The 19,566-nt window shown below is 58.8% G+C and carries 18 protein-coding genes; 2 read left to right on the top strand and 16 right to left on the bottom strand.

Annotated features, from left to right (window positions below):
• Positions 1-6: 6 nt before the first annotated feature.
• The 5 genes from FVV99_RS00285 to FVV99_RS00265 all read right to left on the bottom strand — a co-directional run bounded on the left by FVV99_RS00285 (position 7) and on the right by FVV99_RS00265 (position 5,390).
• Entirely contained in the window at positions 7-1,017 is a 1,011-nt protein-coding gene (locus FVV99_RS00285) for a TRAP transporter substrate-binding protein (protein WP_148252011.1), read from the bottom strand.
• Positions 1,018-1,094: 77 nt separating this feature from the next.
• Positions 1,095-2,177, bottom strand: a complete 1,083-nt coding sequence (locus FVV99_RS00280; protein ID WP_148252010.1) for a LacI family DNA-binding transcriptional regulator — start codon at positions 2,175-2,177, stop codon at positions 1,095-1,097.
• 137 nt (positions 2,178-2,314) lie between these two features.
• A complete protein-coding gene (locus FVV99_RS00275) occupies positions 2,315-3,292 on the bottom strand; it encodes a 2-hydroxyacid dehydrogenase (protein WP_148252009.1) in 978 nt (325 codons plus the stop codon).
• 13 nt (positions 3,293-3,305) lie between these two features.
• On the bottom strand, positions 3,306-4,301 hold the full coding sequence (locus FVV99_RS00270; RefSeq protein WP_148252008.1) for a sugar kinase: 996 nt from the start codon (positions 4,299-4,301) through the stop codon (positions 3,306-3,308).
• 48 nt (positions 4,302-4,349) lie between these two features.
• Positions 4,350-5,390 carry a LacI family DNA-binding transcriptional regulator gene (locus FVV99_RS00265; RefSeq protein WP_148252007.1) on the bottom strand — a complete coding sequence of 347 codons (1,041 nt, stop codon included), beginning with the start codon at positions 5,388-5,390 and terminating at the stop codon, positions 4,350-4,352.
• A 416-nt stretch (positions 5,391-5,806) separates the two neighbouring features.
• On the opposite strand from FVV99_RS00265, the gene FVV99_RS00260 reads away from it, so the two are divergent.
• Positions 5,807-6,082, top strand: coding sequence for a hypothetical protein (locus FVV99_RS00260; protein WP_148252006.1), 276 nt, complete (start codon positions 5,807-5,809; stop codon positions 6,080-6,082).
• Between the two features lie 135 nt (positions 6,083-6,217).
• On the opposite strand, the gene FVV99_RS00255 is transcribed toward FVV99_RS00260, so the two are convergent.
• The 6 genes from FVV99_RS00255 to FVV99_RS00230 all read right to left on the bottom strand — a co-directional run bounded on the left by FVV99_RS00255 (position 6,218) and on the right by FVV99_RS00230 (position 13,837).
• Positions 6,218-7,954 (bottom strand): bifunctional protein-serine/threonine kinase/phosphatase, encoded by a 1,737-nt coding sequence (locus tag FVV99_RS00255; RefSeq protein WP_148252005.1) that lies wholly within the window; start codon positions 7,952-7,954, stop codon positions 6,218-6,220.
• Positions 7,955-8,037: 83 nt separating this feature from the next.
• The gene (locus FVV99_RS00250) at positions 8,038-8,850 is read right to left on the bottom strand and encodes a formate/nitrite transporter family protein (RefSeq protein WP_148252004.1); all 813 of its coding nucleotides are present in this window, start codon (positions 8,848-8,850) and stop codon (positions 8,038-8,040) included.
• Between the two features lie 299 nt (positions 8,851-9,149).
• Complete coding sequence (gene cynS / locus FVV99_RS00245) at positions 9,150-9,593, bottom strand: cyanase (RefSeq protein ID WP_148252003.1); 444 nt, start codon at positions 9,591-9,593, stop codon at positions 9,150-9,152.
• A 150-nt stretch (positions 9,594-9,743) separates the two neighbouring features.
• Complete coding sequence (locus tag FVV99_RS00240) at positions 9,744-10,520, bottom strand: triose-phosphate isomerase family protein (RefSeq protein WP_148252002.1); 777 nt, start codon at positions 10,518-10,520, stop codon at positions 9,744-9,746.
• Positions 10,521-10,546: 26 nt separating this feature from the next.
• Positions 10,547-12,277, bottom strand: coding sequence for a glycerol-3-phosphate dehydrogenase/oxidase (locus FVV99_RS00235; RefSeq protein WP_148252001.1), 1,731 nt, complete (start codon positions 12,275-12,277; stop codon positions 10,547-10,549).
• 57 nt (positions 12,278-12,334) lie between these two features.
• On the bottom strand, positions 12,335-13,837 hold the full coding sequence (locus FVV99_RS00230; RefSeq protein ID WP_161598936.1) for an FGGY-family carbohydrate kinase: 1,503 nt from the start codon (positions 13,835-13,837) through the stop codon (positions 12,335-12,337).
• 339 nt (positions 13,838-14,176) lie between these two features.
• Between FVV99_RS00230 and FVV99_RS00225 the strand changes: the two genes are divergently transcribed.
• The gene (locus tag FVV99_RS00225) at positions 14,177-14,998 is read left to right on the top strand and encodes a DeoR/GlpR family DNA-binding transcription regulator (RefSeq protein ID WP_161598935.1); all 822 of its coding nucleotides are present in this window, start codon (positions 14,177-14,179) and stop codon (positions 14,996-14,998) included.
• 46 nt (positions 14,999-15,044) lie between these two features.
• On the opposite strand, the gene fba is transcribed toward FVV99_RS00225, so the two are convergent.
• From fba to FVV99_RS00200, 5 genes are all read right to left on the bottom strand, one after another.
• The gene (gene fba / locus FVV99_RS00220; RefSeq protein ID WP_148251998.1) at positions 15,045-16,109 is read right to left on the bottom strand and encodes a class II fructose-bisphosphate aldolase; all 1,065 of its coding nucleotides are present in this window, start codon (positions 16,107-16,109) and stop codon (positions 15,045-15,047) included.
• Between the two features lie 75 nt (positions 16,110-16,184).
• Positions 16,185-17,348 carry a phosphoglycerate kinase gene (locus FVV99_RS00215; protein ID WP_148251997.1) on the bottom strand — a complete coding sequence of 388 codons (1,164 nt, stop codon included), beginning with the start codon at positions 17,346-17,348 and terminating at the stop codon, positions 16,185-16,187.
• Between the two features lie 29 nt (positions 17,349-17,377).
• Positions 17,378-18,418 (bottom strand): type I glyceraldehyde-3-phosphate dehydrogenase, encoded by a 1,041-nt coding sequence (locus FVV99_RS00210; RefSeq protein WP_148251996.1) that lies wholly within the window; start codon positions 18,416-18,418, stop codon positions 17,378-17,380.
• Between the two features lie 60 nt (positions 18,419-18,478).
• Positions 18,479-19,210: an LrgB family protein gene (locus FVV99_RS00205; protein ID WP_148251995.1), complete on the bottom strand. Its 732-nt coding sequence runs from the start codon at positions 19,208-19,210 to the stop codon at positions 18,479-18,481.
• Positions 19,203-19,562, bottom strand: a complete 360-nt coding sequence (locus FVV99_RS00200) for a CidA/LrgA family protein (RefSeq protein ID WP_148251994.1) — start codon at positions 19,560-19,562, stop codon at positions 19,203-19,205. Before FVV99_RS00200 ends, FVV99_RS00205 begins: the two co-directional genes overlap by 8 nt.
• Positions 19,563-19,566 lie beyond the last annotated feature (4 nt).

Genomic DNA, 19,566 nt, shown 5'->3' with positions numbered 1-19,566 from the left:
GCGGACTTACTCCGCGTTAACGATCATCTCGTGCAATTCACTGAGCCCCATCTCTTCGATAACGTCTTGCAGCGGTTCCTTGACGATTTCCTGCATGCGCTCGCGGTCCAGTTCATGCAGCGTTGCGCCTTCTTCCACCAACAGGTCCAGGGCTTCCGCATCCTGTTCCAGCTGCACGTTGCGGGCATAGCTGGCGGATTCTTCGGCCGCTTCGGTGACCATCTGCCGCTGCTCTTCGGTCATGCGGTCCCAGGTGGCCTGCGATAGTGTCAGGAGGCGGACGGTGATGTCGTGCTCGGACAGACCGATATGGGGCGCGACCTCATGGAATCGCATGCGGTGGATCCACTCGGCCTCGTTGAGCAGGCCATCGATGGCTCCCACTTGCAGGCCGGTATAGATTTCTTCCCACTCCATGACCGTCGGATCGGCACCCAAGGCCTCCCAGGCGGTGATCAGCGGTTTAGTGGGATTGGTGCGCAGTTTCATGCCTTCCAGATCGTCGAGGCTTTCCAGCGGCTCCGTGCTGACGATCTGACGTTTGCCACCTCCGTAGAACGCGAGGATACGCACGTCGGTTTCACTGGTGATCTGGTCGGCGATCTCGCGCCCCACCTCACCATCGAGCACCGTCTTCCAATGCGCTTCATCGCGATACAGAAAGGGAATCGAGAAGACATTGGCCGACGGCGAGAAGTCGGTGATCAGTCCGGGGTTGATGATCGAGAGGTCCAGGGCCCCCGCCATTTGCTGCTCGAACATCTCGGTTTCATGGCCCAGCACCGAGTTGCCGAGAATCTCGACGCCGATGTCTCCGTCGCTCTTTTCGTTGATCAACTCTTTGAATTTCGTGGCGCCCAGGTGGTAAGCCGTATCTTCGGTACCGCCGTGCCCGAAGCGAAGTTCAAGGGCTTGGGCGCTGACGGTAGCCCCCATGGCCCCGGCCAGCAGGACGCCGGTCACGACGCCCCGGGTGAGGCGGCTGACTGTCTTTGGATCGGTCCAATGTTGAGTCATGATGACCCCCTTGTTGTTGTCTCTGCCGCGTCACGCTGCATGAGTCAGTTGCGTGCCTGCGTGAGCAGCGGCAGACGCTAGGCTGGCGAGCCTTGCGTCGTGGATGTCAGGCGCGATGTCCGAGGCGACTTGGTGCCACAGGACTGTCGAACCTGCAGGCGGGGCGATAGTACGACTTGTTCCCGCGCCCCATCGGGATCGTCGATACGTCGCAGTGCTAAACGCGCAGCTTCTTCGCCGATGGCGTAGGGGTGGGTGGCGACACTGGTCAATGCCGGGTCGCCTAACTCGGCTTCTTCGACATCGTCGGTACCGATCACCGAACAATCGGTGCCGGGTTCCAACCCCATGCGCTTCAACCCCAGGATGGCCCCGAAGGCGACGAGATCGTTGTGGCAGACGACGGCACTGGGAGGCGGTGTTTCGGCCATCAGTTGCTGGATCAGTGCAAAGCCATCGCGACGCGTCACGGTGGCCCGTAACAATCGCTGGTAAGAGAGGCCATGGCGTTCGAGAGACTCGCGGTAGCCCTGCCAGCGCTCTCGAGTGGCCGAGTGCTCGGCGTGACCTCCCAGAAAGGCGATGCGCTGGTGACCGAGCGCGACCAGATGATCGATCGCCTGACGGACTCCGAGGCGAAAATCGGTTCCGGCATAATCGAAAGGAGCCTGCCCGACATGACGTAGTACCTGGATGCACGGCATGCCCCATTCAGCCAGCGTGTCGACCAAGCCAGGGTCGGTCGCTTCGGCAGGGCATAGCAGGATGCCATCGACACGGTGTTCGCGCATCCGCTCCAGGAAGCGTTGCTGACGCTCAGTGGAATCTTCGCTGTTGGCGAGAAAGGAGACATAGCCTTCGCGATGCAGAGCCGCATCGATACCTGCCACCATGGCACCAAAGAACGGGTTGGCGATGTCGTAGACGACCACGCCGAGCGTCGAAGTACGGCTGCTGCGCAGAGCCGCCGCCCCCCGGTTATAGACATAACCCAACGTCTTGATCGCTTGACGCACCTTGTCGCGAGTGGCATCAGCCACCAGCGGGCTCTCTCGTAGCACTAGCGAGACCGTCGACCGCGACACACCGGCATGAGCCGCTATGTCCTGCAGGGTAACGCTGCCGTTGTCGCGGTTGGTCGTGGGGTTGTCGGTCGCCATGGATCGCCTGTTGGAACGTTGGGAACAGAGTTTGCGTTGTTCTTTTGGATTGATCCAAATCTAGAAGAGCTGGCTAAGTGAGCCAACTCGTCTTTAGTCTAAGAGGGGGCTGTAGTGCCCCCCGAGGCATGAAGAACTCAGCCGTTCCAGGCGCTTTCGTTGACCAGGCTGATGGGGCGTTCGCCCTTCAAGGCCAGCAGGATGTTGTCAACGGCACGCTGGGCCATGGCGGTACGCGTTTCATGAGTCGCCGAACCGATGTGCGGCAACGCAACGACATTGGCCATGTGCGGTAGCGGGGAGTCGTCGGGAAGTGGTTCCTGCTCGAAGACATCGAGGCCGGCGGCGTGGATGTGCCCTTGATTCAATGCGTCGATCAGGGCGCTTTCATCGACGACCTTGCCTCGGGCGATGTTGACGAAGATGGCAGACGACTTCATGCGTGCGAACTCGCGTTGGCCTATCAACCTCTCCGTCTCGGCCGTTAACGGTACGGTGACGCAAACGAAATCGGATTCCTGCAACAGGGCGTCCATGTCACGATGTTCCGCACCGAGCTCGGCATCGAGGGCCGGCTTGGGGGAGGCATTGGAGTACAGGACCTTCATGCCGAAACCCAGTGCACCACGGCGAGCGATGGCGGCGCCAATGCGTCCCATTCCGATCATGCCGAGTGTCTTGCCATGGACATCGCTGCCGAACTGCGCGTCACCGATGCTCTCCTGCCAATCACCGCGTTTGATGAACTCGGCCAACTCAATGGCACGGCGCGCGGTGGCCATGATGAGCAGAAATCCGGTATCGGCCGTCGTTTCAGTGAGCACATCCGGTGTATTGCAGAGCAGGATGCCGCGACGGTTCAACTCGTCAATCGGATAGTTGTCATAGCCTACCGAGATGCTGGCGATGGCTTCCAGTCGGGGCGCGTCGTCGAGCATCTCCGGAGTGATCCTGAGGCCGGCGCCGACTAGTCCATGGGCCTGCCTGAGCGCGTGGCGAAATGCTGGATCATCGGCACTGTCGAGGCGTTCGAAATAGTCGACGTGGAATTCGTGTCGTAGTTGGTCGAGTTGCGACTCCTTGAGCCGGCGAAAGGCAACGATACGCTTGGTCATGACAGAATCTCCTTCAGTCGAGGTTGGGCAGTTCCGCTTCCAACCGGGTGAGGCGGTCGTGATCGGGAAGGCCTTCCATGTCCCCGATCACCTGTATTGCTTGGGAACCGATCAGGTTGCCGCGGCGTACGGCGAAATGAGGAGACTGACCTTCGAGGAGAGCGCTGATCACTCCCACCGCGAAGCCGTCACCGGCACCGACGGTATCCACGACCTCATTGACCGGAAAACCGGGCACCGTCAGTTCGCTTTCCTGGCCGCCCAGGATACCACGGTAGTAGCTACCTTCCGGGCCAAGTTTGATGATGACGGCCTTGGCACCACGCGTCAGATAAAAATCGGCGATCTCGCGAGGCGTGGCAAGTCCGGTCAGGCGCTGTCCTTCGGCCAGTCCCGGGAGGACCCAGTCAGCCTGCGCCGCCATCGCATTCAGGGTTTCGCACATGTCGTGTTCACTCTGCCACAGGTTCGGCCGGAGGTTGGGGTCGAAGGAGATGCTGGCGCCGGATTGCCGGGCTGTTTCCAGCATGTGCCAGGATAGTTGTCGGCAACTGTGCGAGACGGCAGGGGGAATGCCGGTGGCATGCAAGTGCCTGACGGCCGCAAAGTCGATGGGAGCGGCGTCGTTCGGCGACAGGTGGCTGGCGGCGCTACCGCGTCGGAAGTATTCGACTCTGGGGTCACGGCCCCCTGTCGCGCGTTCCTTGAAGACCAGGCCGGTGGGATGTTGCGGATCGGATACGAGGTGGCGACAGTCCAATCCTTCCCTTTCCAGGGTGCGGCGGAGGTATTGGCCGAAGCTGTCGTCGCCGACACGGCTCACCCAGCCAACATGGAAGCCCAGCCGGGCCAGGCCGATTGCCACATTGGTGTCAGCGCCGGCAATACGGCGCTGAAAGTGTTCGATATCAGCCATGTCTCCTGCTTGGTCAGCGATGAACAGCGTCATGGCCTCGCCGAAGGAGATGAGTTCAGGGGGCTGTCTTGAGTCATATGGGAACGTGACCATGGTTTAACCTCATGTCTCCGGGACTACGTGATGTCGGGGTGTGCAACGCTACCCAGGCCGGGTCGAGCCGCGGGCGTGAAGCCTAGCCTGATACAGTATCTGACGCGGAGGGGAATCCCTATCCCGGGCTTGCAGTCGCTGCAGCAGGCTATGAATGGCGGTCCGTCCGATGATATCGGTTGGTTGGGCCAGGGTGGTGATGCCTGGGTCGATGAGGTCGGCCCAGGGGAGTTCATCGATCCCCATCAGTCCGACGTCACCAAGGCGAACCTGCTGGCGGACTAGCGAACGAGTCACGGCAAGGGTGACGTTGCCATTGCCACATAGCAGTGCCTTGGTGGCGTGGGTGTCAGCCTCGGGGGCCAGAAACGCGGCAATCGCTTCGTCGAGGTGATGCGCCTCCTGACCAAGGGGCAGGCAGAGCCATTTACCCAACAGATTACGTGCTTTCAGTTGCTGCTGGAAACGCTCGAGGCGTGCCTGACGGGAACTGGCCTGACTCGTTGGCTCACTGACATAGAGCAGGTCGCGATAGCCTTGATCTTGCAGGTGATCGAGTGCGGCATCGATTGCCTGGCGATTATCGAGCGCGACGATATCCGCGTCGTAATCGCTAAGGGTGCGATCCAGTAAGATCAGTGGCGTGCCTTGGTTGGCTAGCGCGGATAGTTCCTGGCTGGGTTGGCCGGCGGCGTTGATGATCACGCCTTCCACTCGGTAGGAGGCCAGCAGCGCCAGGTGGTCACGTTCCTGGTTGGGGTCATTGTCGGTATTGCAAACGACCAGAGACAACCCCTGTTCCCGGCATGCCTGCTCCGCACCATGCATGACATCGATCGAGAAGGGATTGCGGATATCGGCGACGACCATCCCGATCAGGCGTGAACGCCCGCCTTTCAGACTGCGGGCCATTTGATTGGGGCGGTATCCCAGCCTGGTAGCGGACGCCTTGATGCGTTGTTGCATGCCGGGAGAGAGCCGATACCGTTCACCGCTGAAGTAACGCGAGACGCTGGTTTTGGAAACACCGGCGTCCTGAGCGACTTGTAGGATGGTGGCCTGTGTCGTTGACGTCGTATCAGCACACATGCAATTACCGACATTGAATGAAACCGTTCCCATTCTAGCTGTGGGGGACTGACTCGACTATTCGACGAGAGTCTTATCGACGGTTGTCATCATTGAGGAGGTTGCGGCTGTGACCTGGACGCGTGAGCAAGGTCGCGAAGGGGGGCAAGCTGTTGTTGAAGCGGGGAGCTGTGACTCATGTGTCAAATGTCACCACCGATAATAGCGAGATTGAGGGGTGATTCTTACGACAAATAGGATTTTAATATGTTGATTTTTAAGAGTTTTTAAGTCAATTGTCGAACTTGGCATGCAGACTGCTTCATATGTAATGAATTCACGGAGCAAGCAATGATGTCCATGAATTCGTGATGGTAACAATCGCAATGAGACTTCGTATTCTCGAAGCTCAACCACAGCAAGTGGAGGTTCGTACTATGATGTCCAAGGAATTCCTCAAAAAGGTAGGCGTCCTCGGTGTCTCCTTCGGCATGCTGGCAAGCCCTCTAGCGATGGCTGGTGGTGATGACGAGTATGACCCCGAGGCGACTCAGCAGGATGAGTCTTCCATGGAGAACGATGCTTCGGCAGATGCCACCACTGAGTTCGAGAACGAGGAGCAGGAGTCCGGTACCACGAAGTGGGACGAGGAAGACGAAGAGGAGGAAGAAGAGTGGGAAGATGATGGAGAGAGCGACGATTCCGAGTGGTAAGTTGACCGATCTCTGATGCACTTCCTCATTCATGGCTCGTCCATCGAGCCTGGCCGCCCCTTTCCTCTCCTGGGGCGGCTTTTTTACGCTTGGACTGGCATCTTGGTGGCAGCGTTGAGTCGTGTCAGACGTCCATCATGTGCGATTCAGCAGCATGAGGGATAAGCTCGCCACCAGGATGGCCAGCAGCAGGGAGAGGCCTTTCCAGAACGCTTGTGGGTTGCGTTCGATCAGAGGCAGCCGGGCTTCGTGCAGAAACTCCTTGCTGGGGTGACGCAGGTCGTGGAGAAACTCCGAAACTTCCTCGTAACGTCGGTAGGGAGAGGGATGCAAGGCTTTCCTGAGGGCGCCATCGATCCAGGTCGGACAGTCGCTGTGGTACTTGGTGACCTTCTCGTATTGTAACTTGTGCTGGTCGTGGCGAGTCCGGGTCTTGGCCACCCGGGTTCCGTAGGGGAGCTTACCTGATAGCATCTGATAGGCGATGACGCCCAAGGAGAAAATGTCTGACTGTGCCGATCCGCTGCCGCCAATGAAACATTCTGGTGCTGAGTACTGGGCTGTCCCGAGGCGTCCACTGTCATCATGAGCGGGTCGGCTTTCGGCAATCCCTGCGACCCGGGCGGCCCCGAAGTCGATCAGTTTCGCCGTGCCTGTGCTGTCGATGAGGACGTTGTCCGGTCGCAGGTCCTGGTGAACCATCTCCTGGCGGTGAAAAGCCAATAACCCTTGGCCGATTTGTTCAATGAGGGTACGTACCTCCTCCAGATTCGGGTGCGGGTGGTCGGTCATCCATTGTGTCAGTGTCTGGCCTTCTATGAACTCCGTCACGACATACAGATAACGGCGCTGCCGAGTGGCGGGGCTGGGCTTGACGACATGGGGGCTGTTGATGCGTCGTGCGATCCACTCTTCTGTCAGGAAGCGTTCCAGCAACACCGGATCCTGCCGCAGGTCACTGGCCGGTGTCTTGAGAGCCACTGTCAATTGTGTATCGAGGTCTCTGGCAAGATAGACATGGCTACGACTACTGATATGTAGGTTGCGCACGATCTCGTACCCATCGAAGACCATGCGAGGCTCGAGGTCGGGAGGAAATGGCAACCCCTCCAGCCACTGATGAGTTTCGTCGATATCGCGGTCAGGCAACGCGTCGATACGGAGGATCTGGGCCGTGAGGTTGTCATCGCTGCCGTGGTCATGGGCTGCTTGGACGATGGTGCTGGCGGCCGTATCCAGGTCGTTGGCATGCTGATGGATGGCGTTGGCCATGAAGCGCTCGCTGGCGTATTCATAGACGCCATCGGTCACGAACAGGAAGATGTCGCCACGCTCGAGCTGGAGTGCGTGATAATCGATTTCGATCTGATCGTTCACACCCAGAGCGTTGCTGAGGTAGCTGGTATCTCGTGATACCCACATCCGGTGGTCGTTGGTCAATTGCTCGAGCGCATTGCCTGCGATGCGATAGATGCGAGCATCTCCTGCATGGAAAAGATGCAGCGTGGCGGACTTGATCACCGCTGCGCTGAACGTACACACATAGCCTCTATCCAGGTTATCCCGATACCGACTCTGGCGACTTCTGGCATGTAGCCAGGAGTTGGTTGCCATCAGGACGCGTTGAGCGGATTTCTTCACCGACCAGGCATCGGACGTGCAATAGTAATCTTCCAGGAAGCTTTTCACGGCGGTTTCACTGGCGACATGACCGACATCACTGCTGCTTATGCCGTCCGCCAAGGCAAGGACGATGCCTTTTGCGCTCAACTGCGGTTCAGGGGGGATGAACACCCCATAGAAATCCTGATTGATGGGCTTTCGTCCTTTGCTCGAGTATTGTCCAACCGAGACGGAGAGGGGCGGCGCCATGGGAGTCTCATGCATACAGGAAAGCGTTGCAGGGAAGGACAGGCCCGGCGGTGATGCCGGCCCCGTCCTGTGGTCGTTACTGCTTATGTCAGTTGACGCTTCGGTTGGGTGCGCACATGGGTGGAGTAGAGGGTCAAACCAGTGAGAGCGAGTCCGCCAACGATGTTGCCGACCACGGTCGGGATCTCGTTCCAGAAGATGTAGTCGCCGAGAGAAAATTCGCCTCCGAGCATCAGACCCAATGGGAACAGGAACATGTTGACGACGGAGTGTTCGAAACCGAGGAAGAAGAACACCATGATCGGCATCCACATGGCGATGACCTTGCCCGGTACCGTGGTCGAGATCATGGCGCCGACCACTCCCAGTGAGACCATCCAGTTGCATAGTGCGCCACGGATGAAGAGAGTTATCCAACCGCCGAAGCCATGCTCCTTATAGCCGACCGTCCGTGCTTCGCCGGTGGTGGCGACGGCTTGGCCTACTTCACTGATGTCGACATTGAAGCCCATGGTGAAGTTGATGGCCATGATGATTGCCACTGTCATCGCGCCCAGGAAGTTACCCAGACCGACTTTGCCCCAATTGACCAGAATCCGAGGCAGGGTCACGCCGGGGCGCTTGTCCAGCCAGGCCAAGGGGGTGAGAACGAATACGCCGGTGAGCAGGTCGAATCCCATCAGATACAGTATCGAGAAGCCGACGGGGAATAGGGCGGCACCCAGTATGGCACTACCGGTCTGTACGGTGATGGTGACGGCGAACACGACTGCCAAGGCAAGAATGGCGCCTGCCATGTAGCCGCGAATGATGACGTCCCGGGTACCCATGAATATTTTTGCTTCACCCGCGTCTACCATTTTGGCGACAAATTCGGACGGCTGAAGGTATGACATAGTCACTCCTTACCACACTGCTTGATTCATCCGTGCCTCCGTGAGTGGTCGCCGGAGGCCGAGGATGCGATGGGATGCCATGCCGGGGATATCGGCACACTCACCCCATGTGTAAGCACGTTGCATGCCAGGCAAGGGAAAATCGCCATGAGCGGCCATGGCTCGGCTTGTCTGCATGGCCGTCCAGTTTGATGGACGCTGGCAGGATCGTACGAGTTCACCAGGAAAGTGCAATAATTCGTCCAGCAACCACTAATATAGGGCAGTGGCCCGATGTCGTATTATCCTGCTTTGTCTTGTCACCAGCGCTTATATGGCAGGAATTTACCGCTCATCGTGACCTGCACGCGGTCACCATCGGGATCCTCGATGCGTTCGATATCCATAGTGAAATCGATGGCGCTCATGATGCCGTCACCGAACTTCTCCTGAATGAGGTACTTGAGCGTTTCGCCGTACACCAGGTTGATCTCCTTGAAACGATAGATCAGGGGATCGTTCATCAGGTCCTCGCCCTGCAATGCTTTGGTCGGCGCCTCGGTGAGCGTTGCGGCAACCGCCTTGCTCAGCCCCAGTAACTCCGCCAATTCGTTGGCTTGATCTTGCGTCATGCTGTGTTCGCCCAGGCAGGTCGAACACACGAACACCGGTGAGCAGCCGAGTCGTTCGGCGATCCCTTCCCATGTCATGGCCTTGTTGGCTTTGGCCTCTAGAATGGCCTCTCGCATCTCATGCTTGGTCATTGTGTTTCTCCGGCAACGCGTCAGTGTCGGTGAGCTGTGTGAGCCACCTTCGTTGCCAGACTATGCAATAGAAATGCCAGAGGGACGCTGAAACCGGTCGCCGGGACCTTGTCATTGCCGGTCCGGGGTATCGCCATCTGCCAAGTGGCGTTAATGGATCGCGAGGACCTCATCGAGAATGGTTACCAGTGCCGCTGGATCATGGACGAATCGCCCCAGGAACATGCCATCGCTATACGGGTGTATCGACGTCAGCAGTCCAGGGCCGGCACTACCTCCGTAAATGACGTCGACACCACGCAGAGACGACACATGCTCGCGCAGCAGCCCACACACGCCAGTAATGTGTCTGTGCGAGGCTGGCTTGGCCGTGCCGATAGCCCAGTGAGGTTCATAGGCCAGGATCATGGATAGCCGAGACGAGGACCGTGATGTGTGGCTGAGTGCAGACTCGAATTGGTCAATGCATGTCTGTGCAGCCGAATCAATATCCCCGGGTTGCGATTCACCGATACACAGCACGGGTGTCAGCCCATGGCGCAAGGCATTGTCAGTCTTGATGGCGATACTTTCTTCATCGTCGCCAAAATACCGTCGGCGTTCGGCATGTCCGATCTCCACATACTTGCAACCCAGTTCCGCCAGCATGGGAGCACCAACCTCTCCGGTATAGGCGCCTTGCTCATAGCGACTGAGGTCTTGAGCGCCTACATGCACGGCGGTCTGCGAGAAGATATCGAGCACCGGGGCAATGGCAGGGTAGCTTGGTATGACGAATAGCTCGGCGATGGACTGACGAATCGTGTCGTGTCGCGCCGAGATATCAGCTACCTGATGGCACCACGACAGTGTTTGCTGGTATCCAAAGTACATTTTCAGGCTGATGCCCAAGCGGAACCGGGGGAGAGAGCCTATGGCAACGTGCATGATTTACCTCGCAGCGACTGTCGACGTTAAGACACCAAGTGCTCGGTTTGCTGGTGACTGTCTGGAAGCTGATCGTGAAGGCCGTGTCGGTGTGCCGCCAATGCCAGGGTCTTGTCTCTGACCCTGTTTTTTTCACACTCCGACCAGCCCAGATGCCGTGCGACGAGAGTCGCGACTTCCTGAATCACGTCAGTTGTCAGTTTCCCTGACAAGGCGATAGGGAGGCGCCGGAAGAGTATATCCGACAGATCACCAACACACTCCTGGTCGCACAGGCGCAGTAGTTCCTGTTCGGTGTAGTCCGGCAAGCTGTGCAGAGAGCGGTCGGTATGCTGATCGCACCAGGCGGCCACCGATTCAGCGTTGGAACCATAGCGTTGCAAGAGCGTACAGGCCCGCTCCGGTGAACAACCATGGGTCCTTGCCAGTTGCTTGCACCAGTCGCTCTGGTCGGCTTTCGTTAGCGGAAAACGGCGGCCACCACCAATGGGGGTGTCTCGGGTTGACCATTGCCGTTGGCGTTCTAGCAATGTCAGAACCCGGTCGCCGGCTTGTTCCGCAAAGCCCCGGAAGGTCGTCCACTTGCCACCGATGAGAGAGAGCACTGTCGGGCCGTCTTGCAGAGCGTCTTCTCGAATGGCGTGGTCGCGGCTGACATCACCGGGGTTCCCTGTGTCGCTTGCTGGCAAGGGACGCACGCCGCTATAGCGATATCTGACCTGTGAGCGTTTGATCGGCAATGAGGGAAACAGGTCCTGCACGGCCTTGAGCATGTAGTCGATCTCTTCATCCTCGCACTTGACCGCGTCCGGGTCGTCGCAGGGCAGGTCGGTGGAGCCGATCAAGACATTTCCCAGGAAGGGGTAAGCGAGGCAGATGCGGCCGTCGTCGGTACCAAAATACACCATTCCCTCATCAAGCTGGCGAACCAGTTGGGGGTTCTCGAGAATCAGGTGCGACCCCTTGGTGCCACCAATATAGTGCGTGGAATGACCGAGCGCATGATTGATCCGGTCGATCCAGGCGCCGCCGGCATTGACGATGATATTCGCCTGCAGGTGGTGTCTCGCTCCTGACAAGGTGTCATGCAGGGTGACGGTGCTTCCCTGGCGGCTCTCCAGCGCCATGTAATTGACCGCAACTGCGCGAGGATTCTCCTTGCAAGCATCCTCGATCAATTCGTAATTGAGCCGCTCGGGCTGGGAGACAGTCGCATCATAATATGTCGCTGTGGCGATGATATCGGGCCTGATATCCGGCAGTCGTTCTCGGGTTCTGCGCTTCAGCGCCAGGTGATGGCGTGGCATGCTGCGATAATGACGACCGAAGACGTCATACAGAGCCATACCGATTTCGGTAATCAGGAGTCCACGGTCGTTCAGCTTGGCTTGCTTACCGAGGAACCGCTTTATCGAAGGAACGATACCCCCGAACCAGCTACGGATGGGGACCGATGTCCTCAACGGTTTGACGTAATGTGGGGCGTTGCGCAGCAACAGGTTGCGTTCCAGGGTCGACTCGGCGACCAAGCGAAATTCCCCGCTTTCCAGGTATTTCAGCCCGCCATGGATCAACCTGGAGGGAGCCGCACTGGCACCGGCACAGAAGTCGCCACGATCGATCAAGGTGACATCGATCCCTTGAAGCGCCAGGTCGCGGAAAAGACCGGCGCCGTTGATACCGGCACCGACGATCAATACCGAACAATGCGGCTGGCGTTGTAGTGCTTCAATCCATCGATGTCGGGAAGGAGTCATGGGGTCGTCTCCTGGTCGAGAGTGGGCTTGAGAGCTCGGGCATGACGCTGGGTCTCGTCACGTTGGCGTATCCAGCGTGTCCCAAAAGGGGGCCATCCGTTCCACCAACTGCTGGTAGCGGGTGAAGGCGATTTCCTTGGCGTCCCGGTTTTGCGGTAACGGACGATAAGTGGATACAGGCTGGCAGTGTGTGGTGGCTTCACGCAGCGACCCGTAAACACCGACGCCGACTCCGGCGCAGAGTGCCGCCCCCAGAGCCGCTGCTTCCTGCGTCCCGGTCACCTGGATCCGGCGGTTCAGTGTGTCAGCAAACAACTGGGCCATACGTGGGGTGTGAGCCCCACCCCCTGTGACACGGCAGCCGTTGATCGCAAAGCGTTCGGCCAAGGCGTCGACATGGACCCGATGGTTGAACACCACGCCTTCGAGGATGGCCCTGACGAGGTGGGCACGCGTATGCCAGCCCTGAATACCGAAAAAGGCCGCGCTGGCCGGCTCCTCATAGGGTGAACCGAACAGAAAAGGATGATAGACGATGCGTGAGTTGTCCTTGAAAGCGGCGTTCAGATCGTTTTCGAGGTGCTCGAGACGTTGGACCGAATCCTGCGACTCCAGGGTGCAGCACTGCTGCAGGAACCATTCGACGTTGCTTGACGACGCCGGAGAGATGGCCATGCTTAACCATTGCCCGGGCTCCAGGCCATTGCGGGTTGCCCAACGGTGATCCGGCCGGGGGTGGTCGGAAAAGACCTCGTTGATACTGAAGGTTCCCGAGGTGATGGTTAAATCGCCATTGGCAATATGCCCCAACCCCACGGCGCTGGCAGTCACATCATGGAGCCCGGTCACCACCGGGGTTCCTGCCTTGAGGCCGGTCGCTTCGGCGGCGCTCGGAGTCACCCGCCCCGCAACATCGGTCGGAAGTCGCATCTCGGGTAATGCTTCGCTGAGCGACTCAAGATCAAACATCCGCAGGCAGTCGCGACTATAACGTTGGGTCGAGACATCGGTGAATCCGGTGCTGGATTCCGTGAAATCGGCAGCAAGCTCGCCGGTCAGGCAGTATCTCAGCCAGTCTTTGCATGCCAGGATCACGCCGATACGGGAAAGGCGCTCCGGCTGTTCCCGCTGCATCCAGCCTAAAAGCGCTGTCGGTGCGTACGGGAAGGGAAACTGGCCGGTCAGAGACAGAGCATCCTGTGCCAGACCTCGGGACCTCCAGGCGGCGACGACGTCTCGAGCACGGCTATCGAGAGACATGATAGCTGGCCCAAGTGGCTGGCGGTCCCTGCCCAGCGGGTAGAGGCCGTCGCCGTGTGCGGTGATCCCGATAGCCGAGATCTGAGCACTGGATATGTCTGCATGCGACACGGCTCGATGTATGGCTTGGGCAGCAGCGGACCATGTTTCCGTCATGTCGCGCTCGACCCAATGAGGATGAGGATGTCGTGGCACAATCTGAGATCGACCGAGGGATAGCGTGTTGCCTTCCTCATCGAAGATCGCCGCTTTGGTGACGGTTGAACCACTGTCGATTCCAAGTAGGTAGCTCTGTGTCATTGTTATGTGCCTGGTTGCGATCCTGTGATGAAAAGGGCGCGGTAAATCACACGACATGCCTTGAAACGTAACATTTGTGTGATATTTGATATTTTAGACTTTAGGCTATTTCAATCACTTTTTTACATTTATTCCTTTTTATTCAGTATGTTATTAGTTATTCGGTGTCGGAGTGCCAATATTGGAGGGACAAGTTCTGGCTTTTTTTAAGCTGTTTTGTGGTATTTTTGATATTTTTATGGCGGGTCTCCCGCTTTCATGCACAGCATGAATGTGGCGGCGTATTCGGAACTCGGCTCATGTTGTGGGACTATAGCGCTAGGCAGGGGGAGGCGTGTTATGCACAGCGATGAAGAGCGTTCACAGAGTACCGTCTTGGAAGCACACGGTACCCAGCTGGGTGTGAGACAGCGGCGCAAGGCAATGCTCGATTTCATCATCCAGGCGGGTACGGCACAGGTTGATGAACTCGCGAGCGCGTTCGGAATCAGCCGCATGACGGTACATCGGGATCTCGACACGCTGGTGAGGCAGGGGCTGGTTCATAAGCAATACGGCGGTGTCACGACACGCTCGACCAATGTCGTGGAAAGCAATTTCCAGTTTCGCTTGCGTGTCGCTGAACGGGATAAGAACCTGCTGGCCAAGGCGGCTGCAGCGTTCGTCCAACCCGGTGAGGCGATCATGCTGGACGACTCTACCACGGCAACGTATGTCGCTCGGCACCTGACGTCCATCAATCCGTTGACGGTCATCAGTAATGGACTCGGGGTCATCGAGGCGTTGAAGGATGCACACGGTATCCAGATGATCTGCCTGGGTGGTGACTATCGCCCTCGATTCAATGCCTTCCTGGGATTGCTGTGTGAACAGTCCGTCGGTCATCTTCGAGCCAATACGGTGCTCATGTCGGTATCGGCCATTCATGGAACGACGGCTTATCTGCAGGACCAGGAAGTGGTGAAGGTGAAACGGGCACTCATGGAAGCGGCGGATCGGCGGATCCTGCTCGTGCATAGCCAGAAATTCGGTTCCAGTGCATTGAATCGGCTGGCGGATCTCAGTGAGTTCGATGTGATATTGACGGATGGCCAGGTGGAGCCCGAGGTCATTGCAACGCTACAGGCCGAGGGCATGGACGTGAGGATGATCGACACGTAGGAAGCGCATGGCCACGGGACATCGCATTCCCGTGGCCGCGCCAGGGTCAGTTGACGCGCGGATCCAGTTCGCCACGATCGTAGCGCTGATACATGCTTTCCAGATCGATCGGCTTGATCTTGCTGGCATTACCGGCCGTGCCGAACGCTTCGTAGCGAGCCATGCACAAGTCGCGCATGGCCGTCATGGTTTCCTTGAGAAATTTGCGCGGGTCGAATTCCGCCGGATTGTTGGCCAGGAATCGGCGGGTGGCGCCGGTGGAGGCGAGACGCAAATCGGTGTCGACGTTCACCTTGCGTACACCGTGCTTTATGCCTTCGACAATCTCTTCGACCGGGACGCCATAGGTCTCGGGGATGGACCCTCCATGCTCGTTGATGACATCGAGCCATTCCTGAGGCACCGAGGAGGAGCCGTGCATCACCAGGTGGGTGCTGGGAATGCGCTCGTGAATTTCCTTGATGCGCTGGATGGAGAGGATGTCCCCGGTCGGTGGACGTGTGAACTTGTAGGCGCCATGGCTGGTGCCGATGGCTATGGCCAGTGCGTCGACATGCGTCGCCTTGACGAAATCGGCCGCTTCTTCGGGGTCGGTCAGCAATTGGTCCTGAGATAACTTGCCATCGGCACCGATACCGTCTTCCTCGCCGGCCTCTCCCGTTTCCAGGCTGCCCAGGCAGCCAAGCTCGCCTTCGACGGACACGCCACAGGCATGCGCCATTTCGACGGCCCGTCGAGTGACGCCGACATTGTATTCGTAGCTGGCCGGGGTCTTGCCGTCTTCGCCCAATGAGCCGTCCATCATGACCGAGGAAAAACCGAGTTGAATGGAACGTTGGCAGACCGCTGGGCTGGTACCATGATCCTGGTGCATGACGACCGGGATATGTGGGAACTCTTCTACGGCGGCCAGAATCAGGTGCCGCAGGAAGGGAGCCCCGGCATACTTGCGGGCCCCGGCCGATGCTTGAATGATGACCGGAGAGTCGGTGGCATCGGCAGCTTCCATGATGGCCCGCATCTGTTCGAGATTGTTGACGTTGAACGCTGGTACGCCATACCCCTGTTCGGCGGCGTGGTCCAGCAGCTGGCGCATGCTGATCAGTGCCATTGATCGGTCCTTTGCGTGAAACGGCGCGACCCTTGGGGGTCGCGCCGAGGTGCGTGTGGTCGGTGTGTGAAGCGGTTATTTAGCGGCTGCTTCCAGTGCCGCCACGGCGGGAAGCGTCTTGCCCTCGACGTATTCGAGGAAAGCGCCACCGCCAGTCGAGATATACGAAACCTGCTCGGCAATGCCGTATTTATCGATAGCGGCCAGCGTGTCGCCACCCCCGGCGATGGAGAAGCCGTTGCTGGCCGCGATCGCCTGTGACAGGGCTTCGGTACCCTGACCGAACTGATCGATCTCGAAGACACCGACAGGACCATTCCAGAGAATGGTGCCGGCATCCTTGAGCAGGCCGCCGAAGCGTTCGGCAGTGACTGGGCCGATATCCAGGATCATTTCGTCGTCGGCGACCTTGTCGATCGGTTTGACGACGGCCGTTGCGGTTTCCGAAAACTCGGTAGCCACCACGACGTCCTCCGGCAGGGGGATCTCGACCTTTTCCATCAGGGCCAGTGCCTGATCGGTCAGGTCGGCTTCATAGAGGGACTTCCCGACATTGTATCCGGCCGCGGCAATGAAGGTGTTGGCAATGCCGCCACCGACGATCAACTGGTCGCACTTTTCCGATAACGCAGTCAGGACGTCGAGCTTGGTGGAGACCTTGGAGCCGCCAACGATGGCAATCATGGGGCGAGCCGGTGTGGCTAGCGCCTTCTCCAACGCTTCGAGCTCTGCTGCCAGCAAAGGACCTGCACAGGCTGTCGGCGCGAAGCGGGCCACACCATGGGTTGAGGCTTGTGCCCGATGCGCGGTACCGAAGGCATCCATGACATAGATATCGCAGAGCGCGGCATACTGCCTGGCTAGCGTTTCGTCGTCCTTCTTCTCGCCCTTGTTGTAGCGAACATTTTCGAGCAGTACGACTTCACCATCGGCAACGTCGACCTGGGTATCCAGATAATCGCCTTCCAGACGAACGGGCTGGCCTAGCAGCTCCCCCAGATGTCTGGCGACCGGAGCCAGGGAGAACTCATCCGCAGGCTCACCTTCGGTCGGGCGTCCGAGGTGGCTCATGAGCATCACTTTGGCACCAGCGTCCACGGCGGCTTGAATCGTCGGCAGACAGGCACGTAGCCGAGCGTCGCTAGTGACGGTTGCATTCTTGACGGGAACGTTGAGGTCCTCACGGATCAGCACTCGCTGGCCGGCCAGGGGCAGGTCAGTCATCTTGCGTACGTTCATCGGGCATGTCCTCGCGTTGGCAAACCGGTTTAATAAGTCGCGTCAGGAGCTAGCCGGGCAAGCTGTCGGGTGACATCGAGCATGCGGTTGGCAAAGCCCCATTCATTGTCGAACCAGCACAGCATCTTGATCAGACGCTGGCCGGCGACCCGGGTTTGAGTGGCATCTACGATACCGGAGCGTGGGTCGTGGTTGAAGTCGACCGAGGCCATGGGCTCTTCGGTGAAACCGAGTAGCCCTGAGAGGCGCTCCTGACAGGCCTGGGCAAGCAGACGGTTGACCTCGGATGCGGTCGTGTCGCGTTTGACGCAAATGGCCATGTCCATGGCCGAGACATTGATCGTCGGTACCCGAACGTGCAGGCACTGAAAGCGATCCGTCAATTGCGGCATCAGTCGATTGATGCCACGTGCCAGGCCGGTATCCACCGGCACGATCGAATGCATGGCCGATCGCGTCAGACGTAAATCGGTCTGGTGGTAAGCGTCGATGACGGGCTGGTCGTTCATGGCCGAATGAATCGTGGTAGTGACCCCGTGTTCAATCCCCAGCGCCTCATCGAGCACCGTCAATATCGGTACCAGACAGTTGGTGGTACAGGATGCCGCCGACACGATACGGTGATGAACCTCAAGTTCATGATCGTTGATACCGCAGACGATGGTGGCGTCGACATCGCTTTCGGCGGGTTGGGAAAAGAGCAGGCGGTGAGCGCCGGCTGTCAGATGTTTTGCTGCCGTGGCGCGATCCTTGAAACTGCCGGAGCACTCCAGGACCAGGTCGACGTCGAGCTCATCCCAGGGAAGGTAAGCCGGGTCGGGATGGTTGAGTACCCGGATTGCCTGATCGTCGATGATCAGATGGCCGTCATGCGACGATACCTGTCCCGGAAAGCGGCCATGGGTCGTATCGTAGCGCGTCAGATACGCGATGGTATCAAGATCGGAGAGCTCGTTGATGGCGACGACCTCGAGCGCCGGTTGCGTGATGTCGGCACGTCGCTCATGCAGCGCGCGTAATATGCTCTGGCCGATACGGCCATAACCATTGATGGCGATGCGGTAGGCCATGGCTACCCATTGGTTGATAATCGGGAGGCAATGATTCTAGCGCATTTACCCCCCGAAGGCCTATAGCGCCGGCAGCCCTAACAATTGCCAGGCCAGCGGCAACAAGAGAGCTGTCAGGATGCCGGTAAGACTCATGCCGAGGGAAGCGAACGCGCCTGCCGTGGGGCCGAGTTCGAAAGCATGTACCGTACCAATGGCGTGGCCATTGACGCCCAGCACGAAACCCAGGATACGGGGGTCGTCGACGTTCAGCCATCTTGCCAGCGGGCCGACCGTCAACGTCGCCATGACGCCGGTGATGAGCAGGCCTCCCATCATGAGCGAGATGGAGCCGCCTAACTGTTCCGTGATGCCGATGGCAATGGGCGCCGTGACGGATTTCGGGGCTAGCGACGCCATGACCTCGGGGCTTGCTCCGAAAGCCCAGGCCAATGCCACGGAGTAGAGTGCCGCCAGCATGGCGGCGGGAGGCAGGCTGAGCATGATGGGTTTCCAGAGCCGGCGTATGTGGTGACGCTGCTGATATAGAGGCACACCCAATGCGACTGTGGCCGGGCCGAGCAGCAGCATCAGCCATTCGGCGCCACGCCGGTAGTCATCGTAATCGATGCCAAATAGCGATAAGGATGCCGCTACGAACAGGGCGGCGATCAATACGGCCGGGCACCAGCCGGGACGCCCCAGGCGTTCGAAGAGACGGGTGCCCATGAGGTAGGCCGCCAGCGTCAGGGCGATGGAGAACAGGGGCGTAGCCATCAGATGAGAGCGAAGGTCGACCAGGACGTCAGTCATCCCGATCTCCTTCGCGCGGCATGAATCGGCGCATCAACCAGAAGGTCGTCAGCACACTCAGAAGGGTTCCCAGCACCAGTGCGACCCCCACGGCCAGCCACTGGCCGGCAAATTCGTCGGCGATGAAGAAAACGCCGACCACGCCTGGCATGATCAGCATGGCAAGCATCTGGATCAGCGGCTGGCTGGCTGCCGCGATGGCAGGGTTGAGGCAGCCGCGACACATCAGCCAGGCGGTCATGGCCAGCATGCCGACGACGCCTCCGGAGACCGGGATATGGCCGAGTGTCACCAGGGTGTCGCCAAGTAACAGAAACCCGAGTAACCAGAGAAACCCCTGCAGTATCGGCATGATG

Origin of the sequence: Aidingimonas lacisalsi (assembly GCF_008079445.1) — a bacterium.
In the GTDB taxonomy this organism is placed as follows: Bacteria; Pseudomonadota; Gammaproteobacteria; order Pseudomonadales; family Halomonadaceae; genus Aidingimonas; species Aidingimonas lacisalsi.
This window is presented reverse-complemented; position numbering and strand designations above follow the sequence as displayed.